General features: G+C 59.3%; 22 protein-coding genes. 11 read left to right on the forward strand and 11 right to left on the reverse strand.

Annotation, left to right across the window (positions count from 1 at the left end; all coding sequences use genetic code 11):
* Positions 1-155: 155 nt before the first annotated feature.
* Positions 156-1,577, forward strand: coding sequence for a signal recognition particle-docking protein FtsY (gene ftsY, locus AC1DNI_RS00705; protein WP_477691447.1), 1,422 nt, complete (start codon positions 156-158; stop codon positions 1,575-1,577).
* Complete coding sequence (locus tag AC1DNI_RS00710; protein ID WP_477690465.1) at positions 1,577-2,245, forward strand: septation protein A; 669 nt, start codon at positions 1,577-1,579, stop codon at positions 2,243-2,245. Before ftsY ends, AC1DNI_RS00710 begins: the two co-directional genes overlap by 1 nt.
* A gap of 50 nt (positions 2,246-2,295) precedes the next feature.
* Here the strand turns inward: AC1DNI_RS00710 and AC1DNI_RS00715 are convergent, their stop codons facing one another.
* Genes AC1DNI_RS00715 through ccmA form a run of 5 tightly spaced genes read right to left on the reverse strand, consistent with a single transcriptional unit; the run spans position 2,296 to position 5,150 of the window.
* Positions 2,296-2,898, reverse strand: a complete 603-nt coding sequence (locus AC1DNI_RS00715) for a DsbE family thiol:disulfide interchange protein (RefSeq protein WP_477690466.1) — start codon at positions 2,896-2,898, stop codon at positions 2,296-2,298.
* Positions 2,895-3,065 (reverse strand): heme exporter protein CcmD, encoded by a 171-nt coding sequence (gene ccmD, locus AC1DNI_RS00720; RefSeq protein WP_477690467.1) that lies wholly within the window; start codon positions 3,063-3,065, stop codon positions 2,895-2,897. Before ccmD ends, AC1DNI_RS00715 begins: the two co-directional genes overlap by 4 nt.
* Positions 3,062-3,829, reverse strand: coding sequence for a heme ABC transporter permease (locus AC1DNI_RS00725; RefSeq protein WP_477690468.1), 768 nt, complete (start codon positions 3,827-3,829; stop codon positions 3,062-3,064). Before AC1DNI_RS00725 ends, ccmD begins: the two co-directional genes overlap by 4 nt.
* Before the next feature lie 47 nt (positions 3,830-3,876).
* Complete coding sequence (ccmB, locus tag AC1DNI_RS00730) at positions 3,877-4,542, reverse strand: heme exporter protein CcmB (protein ID WP_113279968.1); 666 nt, start codon at positions 4,540-4,542, stop codon at positions 3,877-3,879.
* Entirely contained in the window at positions 4,542-5,150 is a 609-nt protein-coding gene (gene ccmA / locus AC1DNI_RS00735; RefSeq protein ID WP_477690469.1) for a heme ABC exporter ATP-binding protein CcmA, read from the reverse strand. The genes ccmB and ccmA overlap by 1 nt, the downstream gene beginning before the upstream one ends.
* Before the next feature lie 289 nt (positions 5,151-5,439).
* On the opposite strand from ccmA, the gene acnA reads away from it, so the two are divergent.
* The 3 genes from acnA (at position 5,440) to AC1DNI_RS00750 (ending at position 9,849) form a co-directional block, all read left to right on the forward strand.
* Positions 5,440-8,127 (forward strand): aconitate hydratase AcnA, encoded by a 2,688-nt coding sequence (gene acnA / locus AC1DNI_RS00740; RefSeq protein WP_477690470.1) that lies wholly within the window; start codon positions 5,440-5,442, stop codon positions 8,125-8,127.
* 187 nt (positions 8,128-8,314) lie between these two features.
* On the forward strand, positions 8,315-9,088 hold the full coding sequence (locus AC1DNI_RS00745; RefSeq protein ID WP_477690471.1) for a DUF1223 domain-containing protein: 774 nt from the start codon (positions 8,315-8,317) through the stop codon (positions 9,086-9,088).
* A 389-nt stretch (positions 9,089-9,477) separates the two neighbouring features.
* A complete protein-coding gene (locus tag AC1DNI_RS00750) occupies positions 9,478-9,849 on the forward strand; it encodes a DUF2794 domain-containing protein (RefSeq protein ID WP_027230975.1) in 372 nt (123 codons plus the stop codon).
* A gap of 6 nt (positions 9,850-9,855) precedes the next feature.
* Here AC1DNI_RS00750 and AC1DNI_RS00755 read toward each other — a convergent pair whose 3' ends face one another.
* From AC1DNI_RS00755 to AC1DNI_RS00770, 4 genes are all read right to left on the reverse strand, one after another.
* Positions 9,856-10,413, reverse strand: coding sequence for a GNAT family N-acetyltransferase (locus AC1DNI_RS00755; protein WP_027230974.1), 558 nt, complete (start codon positions 10,411-10,413; stop codon positions 9,856-9,858).
* A 153-nt stretch (positions 10,414-10,566) separates the two neighbouring features.
* Entirely contained in the window at positions 10,567-11,343 is a 777-nt protein-coding gene (locus AC1DNI_RS00760) for a Bax inhibitor-1/YccA family protein (RefSeq protein ID WP_027230973.1), read from the reverse strand.
* A 191-nt stretch (positions 11,344-11,534) separates the two neighbouring features.
* Positions 11,535-14,102 carry an ABC transporter permease gene (locus AC1DNI_RS00765; RefSeq protein WP_477690472.1) on the reverse strand — a complete coding sequence of 856 codons (2,568 nt, stop codon included), beginning with the start codon at positions 14,100-14,102 and terminating at the stop codon, positions 11,535-11,537.
* Positions 14,099-14,791, reverse strand: a complete 693-nt coding sequence (locus AC1DNI_RS00770; protein ID WP_477691448.1) for an ABC transporter ATP-binding protein — start codon at positions 14,789-14,791, stop codon at positions 14,099-14,101. Before AC1DNI_RS00770 ends, AC1DNI_RS00765 begins: the two co-directional genes overlap by 4 nt.
* Positions 14,792-14,870: 79 nt before the next feature.
* Between AC1DNI_RS00770 and AC1DNI_RS00775 the strand changes: the two genes are divergently transcribed.
* Both AC1DNI_RS00775 and thpR read left to right on the forward strand, forming a co-directional pair.
* Positions 14,871-15,542, forward strand: coding sequence for an arylesterase (locus tag AC1DNI_RS00775; protein WP_477690473.1), 672 nt, complete (start codon positions 14,871-14,873; stop codon positions 15,540-15,542).
* A 171-nt stretch (positions 15,543-15,713) separates the two neighbouring features.
* Positions 15,714-16,310: an RNA 2',3'-cyclic phosphodiesterase gene (thpR, locus tag AC1DNI_RS00780; RefSeq protein WP_091920792.1), complete on the forward strand. Its 597-nt coding sequence runs from the start codon at positions 15,714-15,716 to the stop codon at positions 16,308-16,310.
* Here the strand turns inward: thpR and AC1DNI_RS00785 are convergent.
* Positions 16,262-16,732 (reverse strand): low molecular weight protein-tyrosine-phosphatase, encoded by a 471-nt coding sequence (locus tag AC1DNI_RS00785; protein ID WP_477690474.1) that lies wholly within the window; start codon positions 16,730-16,732, stop codon positions 16,262-16,264. The genes thpR and AC1DNI_RS00785 overlap by 49 nt on opposite strands.
* A gap of 134 nt (positions 16,733-16,866) precedes the next feature.
* Between AC1DNI_RS00785 and AC1DNI_RS00790 the strand changes: the two genes are divergently transcribed.
* The 4 genes from AC1DNI_RS00790 to AC1DNI_RS00805 all read left to right on the forward strand — a co-directional run bounded on the left by AC1DNI_RS00790 (position 16,867) and on the right by AC1DNI_RS00805 (position 19,807).
* The gene (locus AC1DNI_RS00790) at positions 16,867-17,256 is read left to right on the forward strand and encodes a YkvA family protein (protein ID WP_091947527.1); all 390 of its coding nucleotides are present in this window, start codon (positions 16,867-16,869) and stop codon (positions 17,254-17,256) included.
* A 265-nt stretch (positions 17,257-17,521) separates the two neighbouring features.
* The gene (locus tag AC1DNI_RS00795) at positions 17,522-18,025 is read left to right on the forward strand and encodes an invasion associated locus B family protein (protein ID WP_174208260.1); all 504 of its coding nucleotides are present in this window, start codon (positions 17,522-17,524) and stop codon (positions 18,023-18,025) included.
* Between the two features lie 112 nt (positions 18,026-18,137).
* The gene (gene rlmN, locus AC1DNI_RS00800; RefSeq protein WP_228017565.1) at positions 18,138-19,376 is read left to right on the forward strand and encodes a dual-specificity RNA methyltransferase RlmN; all 1,239 of its coding nucleotides are present in this window, start codon (positions 18,138-18,140) and stop codon (positions 19,374-19,376) included.
* Positions 19,373-19,807, forward strand: coding sequence for a hypothetical protein (locus AC1DNI_RS00805; RefSeq protein ID WP_091947521.1), 435 nt, complete (start codon positions 19,373-19,375; stop codon positions 19,805-19,807). The genes rlmN and AC1DNI_RS00805 overlap by 4 nt, the downstream gene beginning before the upstream one ends.
* On the opposite strand, the gene AC1DNI_RS00810 is transcribed toward AC1DNI_RS00805, so the two are convergent.
* The gene (locus AC1DNI_RS00810; protein ID WP_027230964.1) at positions 19,808-20,449 is read right to left on the reverse strand and encodes a LysE family translocator; all 642 of its coding nucleotides are present in this window, start codon (positions 20,447-20,449) and stop codon (positions 19,808-19,810) included.
* Between the last annotated feature and the right edge of the window lie 47 nt (positions 20,450-20,496).

Below are 20,496 nucleotides of genomic sequence, written 5' to 3' on the forward strand. Positions count from 1 at the left end.
TGGCTCTGGGGTTCATCAAGAAGATTTTCTCCTTCGGTAAGAAGGAGGTCGAAGAGGTTTCGGCAGAAGAACCGCAGGTCGCAGCGGAGGCTCAGGAGAGCCTCGCCGCGCCTGCCGATGACACCGTAGCGTCCGCACCGTCGGTCGAGGAAGCGATGGAAGAGGCGGCAGTTCTGCCCTCCGAAGCGCTCGGCGCCATTGAGGTTGAATCGCCGGTTGCCGACGAGCCCGCGACGGAGCCGGAAACTGTAGCGGAATCCGAACCCGAAATTCTGCCAGACATAGCCCCAGTCGTGGTCGAGCAGGTCGAAGCCGTAGCGGAAGCGAGCGGGCGGGCCGAACCCGAACATATACCAGCCTTCGAACCACGCGCAGTCCCGTTCGAATCCGCGCCCGTTCCCGAGGAACCTGAACCCGAGCCGGAAGCTGCTGACGAACCTTCAGGGATCGCGATCGACATGATCCCTGGCCCGATGGATGACGCGGATATCGAGCCGGTCGAAATTCCAGCCCCGGAAGCGCCGACGGCGGATATCGAACCCACGGAAGGCGGCGAGACGTCGGCACCTGTCGCCAAGCCGTCTACCAACAAAGTGACAGTGAGCAGGTTCGTAGAGGACAAGAAGCTGGACGAGCCCTTGCCCGCTGAGCCGGCCAGGCGACTCTCCTGGTTCGAGCGCTTACGCAAGGGCTTGTCGCGCTCGTCGCAGCAACTCGGCGATTCGATTGGCGGGATCTTCACCAAGCGCAAGCTCGATGAAGATACGCTGCAGGATCTTGAGGATGTCCTGATCCAGGCCGATCTCGGCATGGAAACCGCCATTCGCGTTACCGATGCATTGAGTGCGACGCGCTATGGCAAGGATATCAGCACCGATGAAGTGCGCACCATCATGGCGACCGAGATCGAGAAGGTTTTGGGACCCGTCGCCAAGCCGCTTGAGCTCGACCTATCCCACAAGCCACATGTGATCCTCGTGGTCGGCGTCAACGGTACCGGCAAGACAACGACCATCGGCAAGCTTGCCGCCAAGCTGACGGCCGGCGGACTGAATGTCATGCTTGCGGCAGGAGATACTTTCCGCGCCGCCGCAATCGAACAGCTGCACATCTGGGGCAAGCGCACCGGCGCGCCGGTCGTATCGTCCAAGCTCGGCGCAGATGCCGCAGGCCTTGCCTTCGATGCCTGGAAACAAGCCAAGGAAGCCGGCAGCGACGTCCTCATCATCGATACCGCCGGCCGACTGCAGAACCGCGCGGAGCTGATGGAAGAACTCGCGAAGATCGTTCGGGTGCTCGGCAAGCACGATCCCGAGGCTCCGCATACGGTGTTGCAGACCCTCGACGCCACCACCGGTCAGAACGCCCTCAACCAGGTCGAAATCTTCAAGAACATCGCCGGCGTGAACGGCCTCGTCATGACCAAGCTTGACGGCACCGCGCGCGGTGGCATTCTTGTGGCCATATCGGCCAAGCACAAATTGCCTGTCTATTTCATCGGCGTCGGCGAACAGGTCGATGACCTCGAACCCTTCGCCGCCAAAGATTTCGCCAAAGCCATCGCGGGAGTCGCATAATGGACCAGTCAATATTCGAACGCGACCCGTCGGATCCGGCACACAAGGACGTCAATCCATTCCTCAAGCTGGCGCTCGAACTCGGCCCGCTCATGGTCTTCTTCTTCGCCAATTCGCGCGGGGAATGGCTGGTGGAACACCTTCCTTTCCTCGCCAATATTGGCGGCCCGATCTTCATCGCGACAGCCTTGTTCATGGTGGCGACGGCGGTCGCCCTCGGCGCTTCCTGGCTCCTTTTGCGCACCCTGCCGATCATGCCGCTCGTTTCCGGCATCGTTGTGTTCGTCTTCGGCGCGCTGACTTTATGGCTTCACAACGAAACCTTCATCAAGATCAAGCCGACCATCATTAACACGCTGTTCGGCATCATCCTGCTTGGTGGTCTCTTCTTCGGCAAATCCCTGCTCGGCTATGTCTTCGACAGCGCCTTCCGGCTGAACGCCGAAGGCTGGCGCAAACTCACGCTGCGTTGGGGCATCTTCTTCCTGTTCCTGGCAGTGCTGAATGAAGTGATCTGGCGCAGTTTCTCGACGGACTTCTGGGTCGCCTTCAAGGTGTGGGGCACGATGCCGCTCACCCTCATCTTCACCTTTGCCCAGATGCCGCTGGTCATGAAATATTCTCTCGACCAGCCGGCTGCCGAAAAGGCAGGCAACAAGGGCAAATAGCCCGCCACACTCCAGCGGAAGACGGGGCTGATTTACGCTGCGCTCGACGATTATTGATTTGCCTTGAGCGCCGCCTCAATGGCCGGCATCAGTTCGTCGCGGATCGACGTCTCGCTGAGCGGTCCGACATGCTTGAAGGCGACGTTGCCGTCGCGACCGATCAGGAAGGTTTCGGGAACGCCATAAACACCCCATTCGATCGCGGCGCGTCCGCTGTCATCCGCACCGACCACGGCATATGGGTTGCCAAGCTCACGAAGAAAGCCCAGCGCATTCTCGGTCTTGTCCTTGTAGTTGAGGCCGGCAAGCTGAAACCGCTTGTCCTCACCCAATTTCATGAGCAGCGGATGTTCCATTCGGCACGGCACACACCAGGAACCAAAGACGTTGAGCAGGGTCACCTGGCCCTTGAAGCTTGCCGGATCCAGGCCGCCGACCGGCTGTCCGTTCCGGGCCAATCCCGAGATTGCCGGCAGCGACAACGCCGGCGCAGGCTTACCGATCAGCGCGGAAGGGATGACCGATTCATCGCGCCCAGATGCGAGCTGAAAAGCAAAGATCGCGGCAAGGCCGATGAAGATGATCAACGGCAGGAATACGAAAAACGAGTTGCGTTTGGCCCGCGGCGGTTGAAGGCCTTCCTGCTGGCTCAAGTCTGCGCCCCCTTCCCCTCGGAGCGACGACGCACGCCGCGCGACTCCAGCTCACGCAGTGCCCGGTTTTGCAGGCGTTGGTCGATGAAGACCCACCCGATCAACCCGGCGAGCGCAATAAATGATACGCCATAGGCGGCTATGATAAACCCTGCGTGGCTGCTCATTGCACCTGCCCCCGGTCTGCATTACGCGCCGCGACACGGCGCATGGCGACAACCCGGCGACGCCAGATTTCGTTGCGCATCGCCATCAGGTGCAGGGTGAAAAATAGGAGCGTGAATCCGATGGCCATGACGAGCAGCGGCCGCAGCAGCGTACCGTCAATGGTTGAACCGCCCATGCGAAAAACCGAAGCCGGTTGATGCAGCGTATTCCACCAATCGACGGAAAACTTGATGATCGGAATGTTGATGAAACCGACAAGCGTCAGGATTGCCGTCGCCCTTGCAGATTTCGCCGGATCATCCATGGCGCGGGTGAGCGCGATGATTCCGAGATACATAAGGAACAGCACGAAGACCGAGGTCAGCCGCGCATCCCACACCCACCATGTGCCCCACATGGGTTTGCCCCAAAGCGAGCCGGTGATAAGCGCAAGAGCCGTGAAGACTGCGCCGATGGGCGCCGCGGCCTTTGCCGAAACGTCGGCGAGCGGGTGACGCCAGACCAGCGTGCCAAGGGCCGCAATGGTCATGATCGTATAGCACATCATCGAAAGCCAGGCGAAGGGCACGTGGATGAACATGATCCTGACTGTCGCGCCCTGCTGGTAATCGTCGGGCGCCTGCATCGACATCCACAGCCCTCCCGCCAGAACGATCAGCGTCAGCCCGGCAAGCCATGGCAGGATCACCCCGGCAAAGCTCATGAACCGCGTGGGGTTTGCCCAGTCGATCCAGCGTCCGGTCTTTGAAACAGTCTCACTCATGCTCGTTTCTTAGCTTTCCGGTTCCCGTTGCGCAATTCACCTCTCTGTCAGTCCGCCGACGATTTCAGCGCCGCTGCTGCTGCAAGCGGTCCCAGCACTGCAAAAAACAGAGTAATCGCAGCGAGAATAAGGAAGGGTGCCAGAAACGGCGCGGGATCTTCAACTGCGCCATAGGACGCAGAGACGCCGAAGATGAGGACCGGCACAGTCAGCGGCAGGACTATGACTGATACGAGGAGCCCGCCCCGGGGCAAGGAAACGGCGACGGCAGCGCCGACGGCGCCGATCAGGGTAATCGCCGGCGTACCGACGAGCAGCGTTGCCGTTGTCGCACCAATGGCGGCAGGTTCCATGTTCATGAAGAGGCCAAGCAGCGGCGAGGCGACCACCAGTGGCAGCACGCTGACCGTCCAGTGCGCGAGGCATTTGACCAGCACCGTCAGCGTCAAGAGGTGCCGTTCGGAGGCCATGATCAGGAGGTCGAGCGAGCCGTCGTCGCGGTCTGCCTGAAACAGCCGGTCGAGACCGAGCAAGGTGGCGAGCAGAGCCCCTATCCACAACATAGCCGCACCTATACGTGCAAGCAGTTTGAGATCGGGGCCAACGCCGAACGGAACGACAGCAATCACGGCAAGAAAAAACAGAACGCCGATGAGGACACCGGCTCCCGATCGCAGGCCAAGCCGCACTTCCCGAACAAAGAGCGCTCCCATCAGGTGGACGCCCCCAGCCGGAGTTCACCCGCGACCTCGAGGCCAAGCGGAAGATGTGTCGCCGCGATCACTATACCGCCATTTCCGAGGTGCTCCTGCATCAGGCCCGCAAATTGCAGCTCCGACGCCTTGTCCAATCCTGCCGTCGGCTCGTCGAGCAACCACAGCGGACGGTCGCTGACGAGAAGCCGGGCAATGCTGGCGCGGCGCTTCTGACCGGTCGACAGATAGCCGAAGGGAAGATGCGCAATGTCGCCAAGGCCGACCTTATCGAGCGCGGCGATGACGGAGCGTTTTCCCGCTCCATTGAACGCGCGCCAGAACTCCAGGTTTTCTTCAATGCTGAGCACCGGTTTCATGGCGTTGAGATGCCCAAGGTAGTGGGCGAGTGGCGCCACCTCGTCCGAGTTTTCCGAACCCTCGACCACGCGCAGCGAGCCAGCGGAGCGGGCAAGCAGCCCGGCGATGATTCGCAGGAGCGTCGATTTCCCCGCGCCGTTCGGACCCGTCACCAACAGCGCCTCTCCGGCCGCCACCGTGAAGTCCAGATCGGAAAACAGCGTGTCCCCGCCGCGCTCTCCAGCCAGTTTTTCGGCGACTAACCGCATGTTTTGCCCGCTCTCGTCTATCCCCAATCGCCGCGTGATCATTTCGACGCAGCATGCATTTTTGCCAAATGTCGGTCTGGCACAGATCGGCGAAAAACTCTATATAGGCCTCAACCATGCCAGCGGTCGGTGTGGAAACAATTTTTGGCCGATCTCGGATACGGACACCCGTTGGGGAACTGTGTCGGGACGGACAGCGGAAATGACTGCACCCGCACCTTAGCGCGTCCTTGAAACGCGGCAAAGGCGTTCGTCCCGGGTTAGGCCGTAGCATAAGGACGAACGCAGAATGTCTCAAATCGACAGTTTCAAATCCCGTAAGACCCTCACCGTCGGGGGCAAGGAATATGTCTATTACAGCCTGGTGGAAGCGGAAAAGAATGGTCTGGAAGGCATCTCCAGACTGCCGTTTTCCATGAAGGTTCTTCTCGAAAACCTGCTTCGCTTCGAAGACAACCGCTCGGTTTTCAAGAAGGACATCGAGAACATTGCCAAGTGGCTCGTCGACCGCGGCAGCGCCGGCGCTGAAATCGCCTATCGGCCCGCGCGCGTGCTGATGCAGGACTTCACCGGCGTTCCAGCCGTCGTGGACCTCGCAGCCATGCGCGACGCCATGGTCAATCTCGGCGGCGATCCCGAGAAGATCAATCCGCTCGTGCCGGTGGACCTCGTCATCGACCACTCAGTCATCGTCGATGAATTCGGCAACCCGCAGGCGTTCAAGCGCAATGTCGATCTTGAATATGAGCGCAATGGCGAGCGTTACCGCTTCCTGAAGTGGGGTCAGCAGGCGTTCAAGAATTTTCGGGTTGTCCCGCCCGGTACCGGCATCTGCCATCAGGTCAATCTCGAATATCTGGCGCAGGGTGTCTGGACGAAGGAAGAGGATGGCGTCACCGTCGCCTATCCCGACACCTGCGTCGGCACCGATTCGCACACGACGATGGTCAACGGCCTTGGCGTGCTCGGCTGGGGCGTTGGCGGCATCGAGGCTGAGGCATCCATGCTCGGCCAACCGGTCTCCATGCTCCTTCCGGAAGTCATCGGCTTCCGCCTGACCGGCAAGGTCAAGGAGGGCGTCACCGCGACCGACCTCGTTCTCACCGTCGTCCAGATGCTGCGCAAGAAGGGTGTCGTCGGCAAATTCGTCGAGTTCTTCGGACCGGGTCTCGAAAGCATGACGCTGGCCGACCGGGCGACGATCGGCAATATGGGTCCGGAATACGGCGCAACCTGCGGCTTTTTCCCGATCGATGGTGAAACCATCAATTACATGCACATGTCGGGCCGCGACGAAGACCGCCTTGCCCTGGTTGAAGCCTATTCCAAGGCGCAGGGCATGTGGCGCGAGAGCGATTCGCCGGATCCGGTCTTCACCGACACGCTTGAACTCGATCTCGGTACTGTCGTGCCCTCCATGGCGGGACCAAAGCGCCCAGAAGGCCGCATTGCGCTGGAAGGCATTGCTTCCGGCTTCCACGAGTCCCTGCAGAAAGAATACAAGAAGACGACGCAGCTCGACGCCCGTTACGCCGTTGAAGGCGAGGACTACGATCTCGGCCATGGCGACGTTGCCATCGCCGCCATTACCTCCTGCACCAACACCTCGAATCCGAGCGTCCTCATCGCCGCAGGGCTTCTTGCCCGCAACGCGGCCGCCAAGGGCCTGAGGTCGAAGCCCTGGGTCAAGACATCGCTTGCCCCCGGATCGCAGGTGGTTGCCGCCTATCTCGAGAACGCCGGACTGCAGAAGGAACTCGACAAGCTCGGCTTCAACCTTGTTGGCTTCGGCTGCACGACCTGCATCGGCAACTCCGGCCCGCTGCCGGCACCGATCTCGAAGACGATCAACGACAAGGGCCTGATCGCGGCCGCCGTACTTTCCGGCAACCGCAACTTCGAAGGCCGTGTCTCCCCGGACGTTCAGGCAAACTACCTCGCCTCGCCGCCGCTCGTCGTCGCCTATGCGCTCGCCGGTACCGTAACGAAGGATCTCACCACCGAGCCGCTCGGGGAAGATCAGAACGGCAACCCGGTCTTCCTCAAGGACATCTGGCCGTCATCGCATGAGATCCAGGAGTTCATCGCAAAGAACGTTACGCGCGCACTGTTTGCATCGAAATATGCCGACGTCTTCAAGGGTGACGAGAACTGGCAGGCCGTGCAGGCGCCCGCCGGCCAGACCTACGCATGGGACGATCAGTCGACCTATGTGCAAAACCCGCCCTACTTCGTGGGCATGGGCAAGACGCCCGGCAAGGTCAACGATATCAAGGGTGCACGCATCCTTGGTCTCTTCGGTGACAAGATCACCACCGACCATATTTCGCCGGCCGGTTCGATCAAGGCGGCTTCGCCTGCCGGGAAGTACCTCACCGATCACGGCGTCGCCCCGCTGGACTTCAACCAGTACGGCACGCGTCGAGGCAATCATGAGGTCATGATGCGCGGCACCTTCGCCAATATCCGCATCCGCAATCACATGCTTGGCGAGAACGGCCGCGAAGGCGGCTACACGATCCATTATCCTTCCAAGGAGGAAATGCCGATCTATGATGCTGCCATGCAGTATCGTGCGGAGAACGTGCCGCTGGTGATCTTCGCAGGCGTCGAGTACGGCAATGGTTCGTCGCGTGACTGGGCGGCCAAGGGCACCAGCCTTCTCGGCGTCCGCGCCGTTATCGCTCAGTCCTTCGAGCGTATCCACCGTTCGAACCTCGTCGGCATGGGAATCGTGCCATTCGTTCTCGAAGACGGCACGAGCTGGCAGTCGCTCGGCCTCAAGGGCGACGAAATCGTCTCGATCGACGGGCTTGCCACGATCCAGCCGCGCCAGAAAACATTCGCCACGGTCACCTATGCCGATGGCAGTGTCAAACAGGTGCCGCTCATCTGCCGCATCGATACGATCGACGAGCTTGAATATCTGAAGAATGGCGGCATCCTGCAGTACGTGCTGCGCGATCTCGCCGCCTGAGGCTCCAATGACATGAGTATTGAAGGGCCGCCGGGTGATCGGCGGCCCTTTTGAATGAATGTGAGCCAAAACGTGATCGAATTCACCTCAAAGTGACTTCCCCTTGAAAAGGGCGGCTCCTATCAATCTTCTCGCAATCCTTTTATCCGACAACAATCCCACTCGAATTGGGAAGAGAATCTAACCCGTGTATCTGCGCAAACTTTCCAGACGCTTGCTGATCGGCGCACCGCTCATTGCTGCGGCCGCCTATGTGCTTCCGGTCTGCGCTGATGATGTTGGCAAGAAACCCGAGGGCGTTGTCGAACTCTATACGTCGCAGGGTTGCGGATCCTGCCCTCCCGCGGACGCGGTACTCAAGGAACTCGTCGCCGAAGGCAAGGTCGTCGCGCTCGCCTTTCACGTGGATTATTGGGATTATCGCGGCTGGATCGACACGCTCGCCCTGCCGGAAAACACCGAACGCCAGAATGCTTATCGCGTCGCACTTGGCCTCAACGGCGTCTACACGCCTCAGGTGATTATCAACGGCCGTGTTCACGTCAACGGACAGGACGGGCAGAAGATTCGCCGCCGCATCGCCGAGATGCGTGATACCGATTCAGGCCTTACCATTCCGGTCAATATTGCCAAGGCAACGCCCGACCGCCTCGTCATCGATATCGACCAAGGGCCAGTGCCGACAAAACCTGTTCGCGTCCTCCTCGCCTATTTCAATCGCGAATCCATCGTAGCCATTCCGGATGGCGAAAACATCGGGCGCAAGGTCAGCTATGCCAACAGCGTGCGTGCGATGGAAACCGTCGGCATGTGGGACGGCAAGGCCCAGAAGATTGAAATACCGATCAGCGAAATTGCCAGCAAGAAGTCGACCGGATGTGCCGTGCTTCTGCAGGAGATGCTTGGCGAGGGCCAGCCAGGACCAATTATAGGCGCGTCGATCATGGCCGCCAAACAGTAGCCGAAGACGCTCTCCAAAACAAAAACAGGCCGGATAAATCCGGCCTGAGATATTGGGGCATGTTGCCATTCAGGGAGACTGATGGTTCGGCCCAAACAACCCGTTGGGCGGGGGGCTTGGGGTATCGGACTGTCAAGACCGAACCGTCTCAGACAACATGCGAGGGATGTTGGGTGCGGAATCGGGCGGCAATGCGAACAGAAAATGGCGAGAATGTGTCCAATAATCACCATTGGAGACAGTGCGTATTTCTTCGTGACATCATCGCAAAACCGGTTCCTAACCCTCGTCGTCGCCCTTCGGAAATCATTCCGGACTTGTAAATCGGCGCAGAAAAGGTCACCCTGATGTCATCCAGGTGTCACACGGCATACAAAGGCGGATGATTGATGGACAGCAATGCAGGTGGCGACGAAGCGCAACAGCAAGCAACTTTAATCCCCCTCACACGCAGTAGCGAGTTGCCCGTTACCTTCAACCGGCGTGAACTGGATCAGATCCTTCGAATCTACGGTTTCATGGTTTCCGCCGGCGAATGGCGGGACTACGCCATTGACCACTTGATGGATCGGGCGGTGTTTTCCATCTTTCGCAGGGCCAGCGAGGTTCCGATGTTTCGGGTGGTAAAGAACCCGAAACTTGCGCGCAAGCAGGGCGCCTACAGCGTTATCGCGGCGAGCGGTCTTATTCTCAAGCGCGGCCACGACCTCGACCGCGTCTTGAAGGTGTTCGACAAGGGTTTGAGCCTCGTGCGTGGCTGACGCGTTTTAAGCGTCTTCGCTCCGCAAGGGCGGCTTTCCGGGAAGCGTATGCGCCCCGCCATTCATCTCCAGCTGCATCAGCACAGTATCGAGCCAGCGCCCATGCTTGAAGCCGGAGGCTCTGATTGTGCCGGAATATGCGAACCCCGCGCGGGTATGGAGCCTAACGGAAGCGGAATCCTCGTGGCCATCCCCGATGACGGCGATAAACTGCCGGAAACCAAGGGCGGTACAGTCCTTGATCAACTGGCTGAGCAGTTGCTTGCCCAAGCCCTTTCCCTTGGCGTCGGGCGCGATATAGATCGAATCCTCCACCGACCACCAATAGGCCGGACGCGTGCGGAAGTAGCTGGCATAGGCGTAGCCAATCACGGCCCCATCCAGTTCGGCGACGATATAGGGAAAGCCGTCCGTGGTGATTGCGTGGAACCGCTTCGTCATTTCCGCCTGGTCCGGCGGGTCGATCTCATAGGTCGCCGTGCCGTGGAGGACGGCATCGCGGTAAATTTCGGTGATGCTCGCGAGGTCGGCTGGCTGCGCCGGGCGGATATGAATCTCTGACATTGGCTTTCACAGGGATAAAATGATCGTGCCCGTTTCATGCACGTCTTTGCCGGCAATTTAAAGTGGGAACCCGTCACTCTGGCGAGGAATTACACTCAACGAAAAAGGGCAGCGTTTCCGCTGCCCTTTTTGTTATTTTCAATGCTCGAAAGCTTAGTTGCGGTTACCTAGGAACTGCAGCAGAAACATGAACATGTTGATGAAGTCGAGGTAGAGCCGCAGGGCGCCCATGATTGCCTTGCGGCCATAGGTGTCCGAAGCGTCGCCTTCGTAATACATTTCCTTGATCTGCTGTGTGTCGTAGGCAGTCAGGCCTGCGAAGACCAGGACGCCGATTGCCGAGATTGCGAACTGCAGGGCGCTCGATGCAAGGAAGATGTTGACCAGCGACGCAAGGATGATGCCGATCAGACCCATGAACAGGAACGAGCCCATCGCGGACAGATCACGCTTCGTGGTGTAGCCATAAAGCGAAAGAGCACCGAACGATGCGGCGGTGATGAAGAAGGTCTGTACGATGCTTCCCGAGGTGTAGATCAGGAAGATAGAGGACAGCGAAAGACCGACAAGCCCAGCATAAACCCAGAATGTGGTCTGCGCGGCAGATACGCTCATCCGCTCAATGCGGAAACTCAAGAAGAACACTGCGGCAAGCGGCGCGAGCATGACAACCCAACGCAGCGGCGAGCCGTAGAGGGCAACACCGAGATTGGTCAGCATCTTGCCATTCGGCAACTGTGCGGCGGCGAGAGATGGGTCATTGGTTGTCGCGAAATAAACGGTGGCGAGCGCAGCGAGACCGGTCACTGCGAGACCGATGCCCATTAGATTGTAGACCTTCAGCATGTAGCTGCGCAGACCCTGATCGATCCCCGCGTCCACACGCATTCCGGCCGATGTGCGGGCCTGGATATTGCGATAGTCAGCCATGGTTTTCCTCATTTGCTTCGTCCCGTCGGGTGTCGGGTTATTCCCCAGGCGCCGCTGGCGGGACCCCAGCATGCCTTGCGACGAATTATGGGGATTCCTCGGGTCCATAACAAGACCTCAACTACTCAAGATTGCGTGTTAGCGCGCCAAATTATGGGTAAATTGGTAAAAATCGCACTCGTTTAACGATTTCAGAGGTTTCGCAGGATCGGCGCAGCCTTTTGTCCAAGAATTCGCCAGGTTCCGGCAAGCCCAAAACCGACCGTTAAAACGAGCGCGATAATGACGGTCATGACGGCGACTTCGGGCTGGAAATAGGCTGGCAGCGTCATAACGCGCACCACCACGTACCACGCTGCCGCACTGCCGGCGAGAAGCGCGAAAATAGCCGTCGAAAGACCGAGCAGCATATATTCGAGGCTGAATGCCTTGATCAGCGTGCGCCGCGTCGCGCCAAGCGTTTTCAAAACCACAGCATCGTGCACGCGAGCGCGGTTGCCGGCTGCGAGCGCCCCACCGAGGACAAGAATCGAGGCGATCAGTGCCACCGAAGCTGCGGCGCGAATGGCGACGGCGAGCTGGCCGACGAGTTCGTTGGCAATGGTGATCGCATCCTTGACCCGTACCGTCGTGACCGCGGGGAACGCCTGGGTCACGTTGCGCATGACTGCGGCCTCCTCCTGCGGAGTGGAGGTCGGGTCCGTCAAAGTCGCCAGCCAGGCATGCGGCGCGCCCGCAAATGTATTGGGTGAGAAAACCATCACGAAGTTGATCGCGAGCGATTCCCATTGCAGTTGCCTTAGATTGGCAATGCGCGCCGTTACATTGCGGCCAAGCACGTTGACGGTCACCGTATCCCCGACCTTGAGGCCGAGATTTGTCGCCTCCTCCGCCGAGAACGAAACCAGCGGTTCGCCGGAATAGTCGGCGGGCCACCACTCGCCCTTGGTCAGCGCCGAGTTTTCCGGCACGTTCTTCGCATAGGTAATGCCGCGGTCGCCACGCAGGACCCACGCGCCCTCCGGCGCAATGGTCATTTTGGTAACGTCCGTGCCGTTCAAGGCAATGATGCGCCCGCGCAACATGGGAGCGCTGACGATCTTGCCGTTGGGAGCTGATTTCTGCAAAACGCCTTTGAATTCGTCCACCTGGCGGCTCTGTATATCGACGAAGAAGAAATTCGGCGCCCGCTCAGGGAGATTCCCGGCGAGTTGCTGACGCAAGCTGCCATCGATGAGGCCAAGCGTAACGAGAAGCGTCAGTCCGAGCCCCAGTGACAGCACAACCGAGGGGGTGAGCGCGCCGGGTCGATGGATGTTTCCGATCGCCAGCCGCAACGCCGTCGAGCGGACCCGCGGGGCACGGCGTGCCAGCCATTGCACGAATACCGAGACGCCGCGCAAGACGAGGAAGGAAAACGCCACCGCGCCAATAAAGATCGTGGCGATACGCCTGTCGTAAGAAAAATAGATGGCAAGCGCGCAAAGCACCGCGATGACCGCGGCAGCGGCGATGATATAGGCGGGCTTTGGCCAACCACGTTGCTCGAAGCCCTGCTCGCGGAAAAGCGCCGTCGCCGGAACGTCGCGGGCCCGCCCCAATGGGAGAATAGCGAAAGCGAGTGTCGTCAGGAAGCCGAACAGGGCGGCCCATGCCAAAGCGCCGGGGTAAAAACCGCCTTTGGCCGCTATCGGCAACACGCTTTGCAAGGCATAGCCCGCCACATAGGGGATGATCGCGGCAAGCACGAGACCGATCGCAACACCGACGAGCGAAATCATCAAGATTTGCGAGAGGTAAACAGCTATCACGAACCAGCCGGGGGCGCCGAGTGACTTGAACGTGGCAATGACCCCGCGTTTTCCATCAATATAGGCGCGGACCGCATTCGCGACCCCGACGCCGCCGACGATCAGCGCCGTCAGGCCCACGAGGGTCAGGAACTGCGAAAAGCGCTCTATATTGGCGCTGAGCGAAGGCGCGGCATTTGTCCGGCCCCGAATACTCCAACCGGCTTGCGGAAACTTCTCCTTGGCTTCGTCGCGTATGGCGGTGAGCGCGGCTTCATCGGTCCCCGCGGGCAGCGCAAGCTTGTAGCTGTGCTCGACCAGGCTTCCGGGCTGAACGAGGCCGGCAGCCTCGAGCCCCTTCAGGGATACCATCATGCGCGGCGCAAAGCCGAAGCCGTCGGAAAGCAGATCGGGTTCGTTGCCGATGACCACCCGCAGTTCGAACTTCGCACCTCCGACCAGAACCTGATCGCCAAGTTTGAGGTTGAGACGGTCGAGCAGAACCTGCGCGACAGCTGCGCCATAGACCCCGTTCACCTCACCAAACAGCGTCTTGTCATCGCCCGCCGGCGTTGTCACCAACGACCCGTAAAGCGGATATGCGCCATCGACGGCCTTGAGCTCGACCAGCGACTGGTCCGAGCCATTCGGTAGCCTCGCCATGGACCGCATATTGGCGCTGACCGCTACGCGCCCCTTGCTTTCAAGAAAAGCGCGCTCTTGCGCATCCACTTCACGCTGATTGAGCTGAAACCTGAGATCGCCGCCGAGAATGCTCTGCCCCTGCGAGGAGATGCCGGCGCTGACCGCGTTTGCCACCGAGTTGACGCCGCCGATCGCGGCAACGCCGAGCGCTATGCAGGCAAGGAAAATGTAGAAACCGGACAGGCCGCTGCGCATTTCGCGCAGGGCAAAAGTGAAAGCAAGTTTGAGCGACGGCGCTGTCCCGGACGATGCTGCCTCGCTCATGCGGATTTCGCCAGCTCCGGCGCATCCGCATCCGCTTCGATCCTGCCGGACCGAACGCGGATTTCCCGGTCGCATCGCCCGGCAAGCGCGGCATCGTGCGTGACGAGCACCAGCGTCAGTCCAAGCTCGCGCTGCTTCTCGAACAAGAGGTCGGCAATCTGCTTGCCTGTTGCCGTGTCGAGATTGCCGGTCGGCTCATCGGCGATAAGTATTTTCGGCGATGGCGCCAACGCCCGCGCAATGGCGACACGCTGTTGCTCGCCGCCGGAAAGTTCGCCCGGATAGTGGGTCACCCGGTCGGCAAGTCCAACGGCGGCTAGGACCCGCTCAGCAATGGCGAAGGCATCGGGATTGCCGGCTAGTTCCAACGGGACAGCGACATTCTCCAGCGCCGTCATGTTCGGAATGAGATGGAATGACTGAAAGACGATGCCGATATTGCGTCCGCGAAAAGCGGCCGTCGCGTCCTCATTCATTTTTTCGAGTCTTTCGCCGGCGATCTCGACCGAGCCGGAGTCGACCTGCTCAAGCCCGGCAAGCACCATCAACAAGGTCGATTTGCCGGAGCCCGAGGGACCGACGATACCGACTGACTGGCCCGCGTTGATATTGAGCGAAACCCCCTTGAGCACATGCACCGAGGACGCCCCGCTGCCAAGCGTCAACTCAATGTGATCGAGCGCGATCATGGAATTAGTCACGAATTGACATCCTTTGCGATATGGTCGGGCCGAGTCGCCGCAGTTGGTCTGATATGGGTAGCCCGAAATGAGATTCAAACCGTTGATGCAAATACTGGTTTCAATTGGCCTTGTTGCCTTGCCGTCGCTGGCCTTGGCCAATCAAAATGCCGTGTCCGATCGACCGCTCGCGGTCGTCGGTTTCGGCGACAGCCTGATGTCGGGCTTTGAGTTGCCGGTCCAGGATTCCTTCACTGCGCAGCTCGAAAAGGCCCTGAAGGACAAGGGCGTCGACGTCACGATCGCCAATGCCGGTGTTGCAGGTGAAACCACAACCGACGGCCTGTCGCGTCTCGACTGGTCGGTGCCGGACGGCACGGATATGGTCATCCTCGAATTTGGTGCAAATGACGCGCTGCGCGGCATTTCGCCGGAAATCAGCGAGAAGAACCTTTCCGAAATCATCGAGCGGCTGAAGCAGCGCAACGTCAAGGTGATCATTGCCGGGATGCTGGCGCCGCCCAATATGGGCCGCGACTACGAAGACAAGTTCAATTCCATTTTCCCGCGTCTTGCCGCCAAATATGATGTTCCGCTCTATCCGTTCTTCATGGACGGTGTCGCAACGGAAAAATCGCTGCAGCTCGAAGACGGCATGCATCCCAACGCCAAGGGCGTCGCCCGCATGGTCGAAGGCTTCATGCCAGTGATGGAAAAAACCATCGCGGCATCGAGCGAAGCTGCCGGCGGAACCCAATAGCACCATCCTCCGAAAGTTGGACCGCGGTTGCCCGAGGATAGGCTTGCCACAACTTCCGGGGACAATGCGTGTCCAATATGTCGCGCTCCAAGATAATCATAAGGAATGCCTTGCTCCCGGACTCATTCGATGATTCTCTAGAATGACAACTCGATTCGGGGAGGATGCCTTATGCCGCGTCTCTTTACTGCCCTCGAAATCCCGAGGGACGCCGCCCTCTCACTGTCGCTCTTGCGCGGTGGTCTACCAGGCGCCCGATGGATTGACGTCGAAAACTATCACATCACATTGCGGTTCATCGGAGATGTCGAAGGACATGTCGCCGACGAGATCGCCAATGCGCTGGATCGCATTCGCCGACCGGAATTCACGCTCAAGCTTTCAGGCGTTGGAGCGTTTGGCTCGAAGAAGCCGCACAGCATCTTTGCCTGCGTATCGCCTTCGCCTGATATCCAGGCGTTGCAGGCAGAGATCGAGCGCATCTGCCAAAGGCTGATGCTGCCCGCCGATCCGCGCAAGTTTACCCCGCACGTGACGCTGGCCCGGCTGCGCAATGTGCGCAACGAAGAGGTCGCTCACTATCTCTCGTCGCGTGGCAATTTCGCGACCACGCCGTTCAAGATCGGGCGTTTCGTGCTGATGTCGTCGCGTGACTCCGTCGGCGGCGGACCGTACATCGTCGAGGAGGCCTGGCCTCTCGAAGCGCCTCGCTCGTCGTTTCAGAACAGCCTCGAGAGACCTTTCGAGGCAGCAAGGACCATACGGTAGACACGCTCGAAATCGGCGTCGGTTCCATAGTAGGGGTCGGGGATTTCCTGCGGGTCTCCCAACGCCAATTCATTGAAAAGCCCGGCCGTGGCAGTAGCACCAGCGGGCTGGCGCGCGGCTATGGCCTTCATATTCCCGCGATCCATGCCGAGGATCAGATCGAAGCTCGCAAAGTCGCCCCGTGTCAATTGCCGGCAACGCTGGTCGGAGATGTCGATGCCGTGGTGACGTGCAACGCGAATCGAACGGCGATCCGGTGCTTCACCGGTGTGATAGCCATTGGTACCTGCCGAATCGATCGATACGTGGCCGCCCTTGCCTTCTCCTGCAAGCACGGCGCGAAAGACGCCTTCCGCGAGCGGTGAACGGCAAATGTTGCCGAGGCAGACGAAGAGGACGGAACGGTAGGGTGGTTGCACCATGGTGGTTTCCGGTGTGGAGAAAGATCAATCGGTCAGGTCCTGATGGATATTCTCACGGCGAATTGATCGCAAGTCTTGTACGGCGCATTCGCCTTACCCATGTTGTGTAACCTGAAACCTCAGAAGGAAAAGGGATGGACGACGTCAAGATCGGTGAGATTCTCGAGCCTGGCAGCGACGAAAAGCAACGCAGCCGCGAGGAGCGCGTGCGCGCGCAGTTCTGGAAGACCGTGCGAAAGGCTGCAAAGGCCGTGCCGTTTCTCGATGAGGTCATCGCCGCCTATTACGCTGCCCTCGACCCCGCAACCCCGACGCGGGTGCGCGGTATTCTCCTTGCCTCGCTCGCCTATTTCGTCCTGCCGCTCGACTTCATCCCGGACTTCATATTCGGTCTCGGGTTCACAGATGACGCTGCCGTTCTCATGGCTGCCCTGACCGCGATCCGCACGCACATTACGCCGGCGCACCGTGCCGCCGCGAAGAAAGCGCTCGACGATCTCGATCGGGATCCGGCAAAGCGTTGATGGCCGCTACCCATCACAAGCCCGTGATGTCGCAGATCGTCAAAGTGTCGCCGCTTTTCTTTGGCTGGACTTGCGGTGTGGGACTTTGAAAAAAGGACGTAACTTCTAACTCCCTGCAATCGCTTTTTTGACCCTGTCTTCACCGTTTGGTAACCCAGATTAAGTCAAATTAAGAGAAGCGAACCGGACAATGCCGCGATCGGATTTTTCCGGGCCATTGCCGGTTCACGAGTTATGAAGTGAACGACAGAAACTGGTAGGTAAAATGTTTGGAAAATCAATCGTAGCGGCGTCTGTCATCATAGTTGGAGTGACAGGAACGGCTCTTGCCCAAACCCCGAGTCAGATCAGCCAGTTCAATGCCTGGGGCGCCTATAGCTATCAGCAGGGCAACGGCAAGGTATGCTACGTACTTTCCGTTCCAGTCGACAAGCAGCCGGCTAAGATCGACCATGGCGACAATTTCTTCATGGTAAGCCAGAAGCCGGGGCAGAATGTCAGCTTCGAGCCTCAGTTCAAGGCAGGCTACGAACTGCAGAAGGATTCAAAGGTCACCGTGACCATTGATGAACGCAGCTTCTCCATGTTTACCAATGGCAGCCATGGCTGGATGGAAAACGCCGCGGAGGAGCCTCAACTCGTTGCCGCCCTACGCTCGGGCCACAAGATGACGATCAGTGCCGTGTCGAAGCGCGGGACAAAGACGAGTTACGGCTATTCGCTAAAAGGTGTCTCGGCGGCGCTTAAGGCGATAGCCACCTGCAAATAGCCACCCCGACATCAACAGTTTGCGAAGGCCGGACGCAATTAGTCCGGCCTTTTGCATGTCGGCCCGGAACGTGATATGAGCCGCGCTTCACGAAAGAACGTTAGAAAATCCCATGTCTGTAGCGCTTGACCTGACACATTCTGTTGCCCGGGAAAAATCCCGTGACGCACGCCCGACCGCGGCAGCAGAAATGCCTTCGCTGATCGGTCTGACGCGCGCAGAAATCGGCGAGGCCCTTGTCGCCATCGGCGTCCCCGAGCGCCAGATCAAAATGCGCGTGGCGCAACTTTGGCACTGGCTCTATGTGCGCGGCGTTTCGGATTTTGCCGACATGCTCAACATTTCCCGCGATATGCGCGAGCTGCTTGCGCGCCATTTCACCATTGCCCGCCCCGAGATCGTCGAAGAACAGATTTCCAACGACGGCACGCGCAAATGGCTTTTTCGCTTTCCCCCGCGCGGTGCCGGACGGCCTGTCGAGATCGAGACGGTGTATATCCCGGAGGAAGGGCGCGGCACGCTGTGCATTTCGAGCCAGGTAGGCTGCACCCTCACCTGTTCCTTCTGCCACACCGGCACCCAGAAGCTCGTGCGCAACCTTACGGCTGAGGAAATCCTTGCGCAGTTGCTCATTGCCCGCGACCGCCTTGGCGATTTTCCCGATCGCAATACGCCGGACGGCGCGATCGTGCCGGCCGAGGGCCGCAAGGTGTCCAACATCGTCATGATGGGCATGGGCGAACCGCTTTATAATTTCGAGAATGTTAAGAAGGCCCTGCTGATCGCCTCCGACGGCGATGGGCTTTCGCTGTCGAAGCGACGCATTACCCTTTCGACCTCCGGCGTCGTTCCGGAAATCTACCGCACCGGGGAAGAGATCGGTGTCATGCTGGCGATTTCCCTGCACGCGGTGAACGACGATCTTCGCGACATGCTGGTCCCGATCAACAAGAAGTATCCATTGAAGGAGCTTCTTGACGCATGCCGCGCCTATCCGAGCCTCTCCAATTCCAAGCGCATCACCTTCGAGTATGTGATGTTGAAGGGTGTCAACGATTCGCTCGATGACGCCAAGGAGTTGGTCCGCCTCCTGAAGGGCATTCCGGCCAAGATCAATCTCATTCCATTCAACCCCTGGCCGGGCGTCAACTATCAGTGTTCCGATTGGGAACAGATCGAAAAGTTTGCCGATTACGTGAATAATGCGGGCTATGCCTCGCCGATCCGCACGCCGCGCGGCCGCGATATTCTTGCCGCCTGCGGTCAGCTCAAATCCGAATCGGAACGCATGAAAAAGACGGAGCGCCTCGCCTTCGAAGCGGCGATGATCGCCGGGCATGGCGAAGATTGACCCAGCTTCTGCATTATCTCTTTCGCTTCGCCCTCGCCGTTTTTGGCTTCATCTGCGCAATCATTGCCGCGTCGATTTTCCTGAACATGCTACTTCTCGGCAGTTCGGAGTGGATCGGCACCGAGGGGCCTTTTCTCTATACGACGGTGCCGGTCTTTGCGGTCGTGATCGGCTATAGTGTCTTCGTGCCGTCCGCAATGCTGATCCTTTACGCCGAGCTGACTGGCTGGCGCGATTGGTTGTTCTACGCTCTCGGGGGCGCTGCGACGGCGCTCTTCGTCATCGTCTGGAAATGGCGGCCGCAATCCGAGGATGTCAGCACATTTGCTGCGATCCTCGCCACCGGTGTTGTCGGCGGCGCTGTCTATTGGCTGGTTTCGGGGCGAACGGCGGGGCTTGGAGCACAGCGCGCTCCCAACCGGAATATCTAGCTATTTCGCCTGGGCCATCAGGATCTTTGCGGCAAAGGCCGAAAACACGCCGGCAAACAGCCAATCGGTAATGCGAGTGACCCGCGGGCTTTTCTTGAGCAGCATCGAGAACTTGTCGGCCGCGATAATCATCGGCGAAACCACAGGCAGCGCCATGGGGATAAACAGCACACCCAGGAAAAACAGCTTGCCGGGCGCATGCGGATCACTGGCAGAGACGAACTGCGGCAGGAACGTCATGAAGAAAAGAATGATCTTGGGATTGAGCAGGTTGATACCAAATCCCGTCAGCCAATTCTGGAAGAGCGTGTGCGATTGGCCGATCTTCTTTTCCGGCGAGAAGGCTGAGCCGTTGCGGATCGCCTGAAAGGCAAGCCAGACGAGGTAGCCGGCGCCAACGATCTTCAGCGCGAAGAACGCGGTTGGCGACGCGACGATCAGCGCCGAGAGGCCGATGGCGACCATTGTCGTATGGACGACGATGCCGGTGCTGGCGCCGGCAAGGCAGGCAAAGCCCGCTGCCTTCCCTTCCGACAGTGCCCGCCCCACGAAGAGGGTCATATCCGGACCCGGCGTGATGGATAATACGAAGGTCGCGATGGCAAATTGCAGGATTGTGGGCCAATCTGGAATGAAATTCATAAGAGTACTCCGTCGAAGCGGGCGGAAATTAACGCGAAAGACCGATT

This window comes from Phyllobacterium sp. 01N428 (assembly GCF_056399405.1).

What these genes read in the sequence shown, in the direction of transcription:
- AC1DNI_RS00785 (WP_477690474.1), bottom strand. Translation starts at nt 16,732, where the DNA reads ATGGTGCAACCACCCTACCGTTCCGTCCTCTTCGTCTGCCTCGGCAAC.
- AC1DNI_RS00755 (WP_027230974.1), bottom strand. Translation starts at nt 10,413, where the DNA reads ATGTCAGAGATTCATATCCGCCCGGCGCAGCCAGCCGACCTCGCGAGC.
- rlmN (WP_228017565.1), top strand. Translation starts at nt 18,138, where the DNA reads ATGTCTGTAGCGCTTGACCTGACACATTCTGTTGCCCGGGAAAAATCC.
- AC1DNI_RS00770 (WP_477691448.1), bottom strand. Translation starts at nt 14,791, where the DNA reads ATGATCGCGCTCGATCACATTGAGTTGACGCTTGGCAGCGGGGCGTCC.
- AC1DNI_RS00725 (WP_477690468.1), bottom strand. Translation starts at nt 3,829, where the DNA reads ATGAGTGAGACTGTTTCAAAGACCGGACGCTGGATCGACTGGGCAAAC.
- AC1DNI_RS00775 (WP_477690473.1), top strand. Translation starts at nt 14,871, where the DNA reads ATGAGATTCAAACCGTTGATGCAAATACTGGTTTCAATTGGCCTTGTT.
- AC1DNI_RS00750 (WP_027230975.1), top strand. Translation starts at nt 9,478, where the DNA reads ATGGACAGCAATGCAGGTGGCGACGAAGCGCAACAGCAAGCAACTTTA.
- AC1DNI_RS00795 (WP_174208260.1), top strand. Translation starts at nt 17,522, where the DNA reads ATGTTTGGAAAATCAATCGTAGCGGCGTCTGTCATCATAGTTGGAGTG.
- ccmB (WP_113279968.1), bottom strand. Translation starts at nt 4,542, where the DNA reads ATGGGAGCGCTCTTTGTTCGGGAAGTGCGGCTTGGCCTGCGATCGGGA.
- ccmD (WP_477690467.1), bottom strand. Translation starts at nt 3,065, where the DNA reads ATGAGCAGCCACGCAGGGTTTATCATAGCCGCCTATGGCGTATCATTT.
- thpR (WP_091920792.1), top strand. Translation starts at nt 15,714, where the DNA reads ATGCCGCGTCTCTTTACTGCCCTCGAAATCCCGAGGGACGCCGCCCTC.
- ccmA (WP_477690469.1), bottom strand. Translation starts at nt 5,150, where the DNA reads ATGCGGTTAGTCGCCGAAAAACTGGCTGGAGAGCGCGGCGGGGACACG.
- ftsY (WP_477691447.1), top strand. Translation starts at nt 156, where the DNA reads ATGGAAGAGGCGGCAGTTCTGCCCTCCGAAGCGCTCGGCGCCATTGAG.
- AC1DNI_RS00760 (WP_027230973.1), bottom strand. Translation starts at nt 11,343, where the DNA reads ATGGCTGACTATCGCAATATCCAGGCCCGCACATCGGCCGGAATGCGT.
- AC1DNI_RS00765 (WP_477690472.1), bottom strand. Translation starts at nt 14,102, where the DNA reads ATGAGCGAGGCAGCATCGTCCGGGACAGCGCCGTCGCTCAAACTTGCT.
- AC1DNI_RS00790 (WP_091947527.1), top strand. Translation starts at nt 16,867, where the DNA reads ATGGACGACGTCAAGATCGGTGAGATTCTCGAGCCTGGCAGCGACGAA.
- AC1DNI_RS00810 (WP_027230964.1), bottom strand. Translation starts at nt 20,449, where the DNA reads ATGAATTTCATTCCAGATTGGCCCACAATCCTGCAATTTGCCATCGCG.
- AC1DNI_RS00710 (WP_477690465.1), top strand. Translation starts at nt 1,577, where the DNA reads ATGGACCAGTCAATATTCGAACGCGACCCGTCGGATCCGGCACACAAG.
- acnA (WP_477690470.1), top strand. Translation starts at nt 5,440, where the DNA reads ATGTCTCAAATCGACAGTTTCAAATCCCGTAAGACCCTCACCGTCGGG.